This window comes from Bacillus sp. BML-BC051, from assembly GCF_019656175.1.
Lineage (GTDB): Bacteria > Bacillota > Bacilli > Bacillales > Bacillaceae_G > Bacillus_A > Bacillus_A mobilis.
In genome coordinates this window covers 1-3,091 of sequence record NZ_BPLI01000072.1, presented here as the reverse complement: position 1 = coordinate 3,091, position 3,091 = coordinate 1, and the positions used below count along the sequence as shown (strand labels likewise).

The window sequence follows — 3,091 nt, the reverse complement described above, 5'->3', positions numbered from 1 at the left end:
TTCCGCATCCATCGCCTTTTTTTGTTTCTCTATTTCTAGAGAATGCTTTTTTAAATCCTTAACGGTATCAACACCAATCGTTTTATCATTTAAAATTCCATCTTTGTAGATGTGTGGTATTTCCTTTTTCAAAAATGTATCTAAATCTTGGTGGAATGTCTTTAAATCTTTTCTTGTTAAAACCTCTTTGGCTGAAACTTTTTCCCGTTGTTTTTTCTCGTCCCAAACAACAGGCATAAAAGCAAAATGCATATGAGGTGTTGTTTCGTCCTTATGTACGTTAGCGGACAATACATTTTTTTCACCGCCATAACGATTCGCTAAAAACTCATAGGTTTTTTCAAAAAATTCACGTTGTTCTTTTTCTGAAGTCCCCTTCAAGTTTTCTGGTAACGTAACAACCCAATCACTACAAACTTTTACATCTTTCCGATTCAAACAATGTACTTCACGTAATCGATCATTCATGCGGGAAAGTGTATCTCCTTCTTTTTCGCATAAATCATAATTTAAATTTGACCGCTCATTATCAATCTCTTGATTCGAATGATTTTCTGTTTTTCTGTCCCAATGAATCGATAATCCTTGTACGCTGCCTTTTGTATATTTTTCTACATGAGCCACAAGTAAGCCCCCCTTTTGGTAATCAACATAGCACGAAGATTGAGAGAATCCAATAATTTGGTCTAGCACGTTATACCAAATTTCATTTGGACGTGCTCTGCGAGGCTCGTTGGCTTCGCCAAACCATGCCTTGCATGGCAAAAAAACCTCGGACTTTGTCCGAACCTACAAGGGGAACTCTTCCCCTTGACCCCATCAATCGAACTCCCCAACCCCTCAATCCTTGAGGGACTCCCTCGCCGGTTGGCAGGCCAAAACGTTTGACGTTTTGACAGGCCAAGAGGTTGAAGAATCAATTGCACGTGTCAATTCCTTAATGCTCCTTTCATGGATCAGCACAAACCGCTGACCCCTTCCAGTCCGCTTACCATTGACACTTACCGCTAATTTTTCCTTTTCCAACAATCGCTTTGCAAATTACTCCAAACATATGTGTTTCCTATTCGAATGAATATAAGAGTAAAGTACATAATAAATATGAAATATACCTTCAACCTTCAACTGTTACCCCTAAAAAGAACCCTATCCAACATTAGGGTTCTTTTTTCATACCAAGCCAAAAATAAAAAAGGCTTATCCAGTTATATACACATTTTTGTCCCCTGCATACACTACTTATGTACAACTGCCTACTTGATAAATTGCCATACAACAGAGTGATTGAAAGGGGATTTTATGAATTATTCATTTAATAAATCTGATAAATTAATCCCTTTTAAAAAGAACTACGGGTGTTCAAAAACAGCCTGTAGGGACCCTTGTAGTTCAATACCAATAAAAAAGTCAAAATCCTATATAGTGGATTTTGACTTTTTTATTGGTATCCCCCTTGTTTTTGGGTGTGAGTGCTGGCTGGGGGTTTGGGGGCTAGCCCCCAGGAACTTAACGTAATTTTATATGGCATTAGTGAAATTCTTGAACGATAGATCAAGGCGGTTCGGCAGGTACAATTGCTAGTCCAAGTCGTGCAACTTAAATCCTCGTTTTTGGTATGTTCGGCTTGGCGACATGCTCACACCTGCCGAATTTCACAATGCAATAGCAAAAGAGTGGAGATTTTTTGAGTGGTTTTCTCAAAAAATACTACTCGACTATTGCATTGTGGAAAGCCCTCTAAAAAAAATGAAAAAAGAATATATTTAAGGCGATATTTATCGCCTTAAATATATAGAAAAGAGTAAGCAGGGGGTAAAAAGTAGATTTTAAGCTGATATATAGCTATTGAAGGGCATTTTCTTTGGTCTAATTTTTTATACTTTTTGGTCTAATTTTTTATACCTTTTGGTCTATTTTTTTTTGACCTTTTGGTCTAATTATGATAAAATGGAAATACAAAAATATAGGAGAAAGGTGATAATATGCCAAAACAAAAAACTGAAAACGAAATAATATATAACGGTAAAAGTCGATGGAGAAACCTAGATACAGGTGAAATAATAGAAACTGATGAAGTCATAAAGAAAACTCCTAGAAATGGTTTTATGATCACATATTTAACTGCAATCGTTCAATTAATAGATAGTTTAGGTAATAAAAAAATGCAAGTTGTAAAATACATATTAGAAAACATGGACAAATCAACAAATACGTTAATTATAACTACAAGAGAATTGACCGAAAAAAGCAAGGTATCTAGACAAACTGTAATAGACACATTAAAAACACTGGAGCAAGCCCAAATAATTACTAGAAGAACTGGAGCAATAATGATACATCCAAGCCTTGTTCATCGTGGTAAAGATACAAAAGAGAAATACTTACTTGCTAGATTCGAAGATTTTAATAATAATAAGGCTCCAATTAATGCAGTTGAATAAACCGCCCAAGAATTGATTCTAAGGCGGTTTTACCTTTCCATATCATATCCTCGTTGTTTAGTCATTTCGTTTTTATGTTCACGCTCAAAGTAATCCTCTACTTCCCTTCCAACTAGTTCATTCTTAACAAGCCCTCTAAACGTTTTAAATTGCTCTTTAAAGACTTTTTTCGTTTGTTGATATAAAACCTTTACGTTTATCTTCAAATCGTTTATATGAGCTTGTAACGAGCCTATTTTTGTATGTAATTCTTTATTTCTCTCTCTCAACTCCGCATTAATCTGATGAGATGCTTTTAAATTGTTAGACAAGCCCTCTACTTGCAGGTGTAATTTTTTATTTTCTTCCACCAAATCTGTACTTTGCAAACGTTCATAATCCCTTTTGACCATATAGGCAGCGTTCACCATTTTTTGTACTCTTTTCAATTCGTTCGTTCCAATAATCCAATTCCCAGTGTTTTTGGTTATCGTTTCTGTTTTAAATAATCCTTTTTTCACAACCTCTGTTTTTTTCTCTTTCCCTTTTGCATTGATTTTGATTTCTTGTGGTAATTGTTCACTGAGATCTAAAAGCTTTTTCTTTTTACTTTCAAATTCTTTATCTAAAGATTGGATTTTTCTCTCCAAGTCTTTTTCTTTTATCTTTAC

At 34.9% G+C, this 3,091-nt stretch carries 3 protein-coding genes; 1 reads left to right on the top strand and 2 read right to left on the bottom strand.

Features of this window, described 5'->3' with window-relative positions:
- Positions 1–624, bottom strand: a 624-nt coding sequence (mobV, locus tag K5S59_RS24320) for a MobV family relaxase (RefSeq protein ID WP_202613767.1), incomplete at its 3' end; no start/stop codon positions are given.
- 1,358 nt (positions 625–1,982) lie between these two features.
- On the opposite strand from mobV, the gene K5S59_RS24315 reads away from it, so the two are divergent.
- Positions 1,983–2,441 (top strand): replication/maintenance protein RepL, encoded by a 459-nt coding sequence (locus K5S59_RS24315; protein ID WP_001125937.1) that lies wholly within the window; start codon positions 1,983–1,985, stop codon positions 2,439–2,441.
- A 29-nt stretch (positions 2,442–2,470) separates the two neighbouring features.
- Here K5S59_RS24315 and K5S59_RS24310 read toward each other — a convergent pair.
- The coding region (locus K5S59_RS24310; protein WP_220784097.1) for a hypothetical protein at positions 2,471–3,091 on the bottom strand (621 nt) is incomplete at its 5' end.

Excerpts from the sequence above, each read along its gene's own strand:
- K5S59_RS24315 (WP_001125937.1), top strand. The coding sequence starts at position 1,983 with ATGCCAAAACAAAAAACTGAAAACGAAATAATATATAACGGTAAAAGT.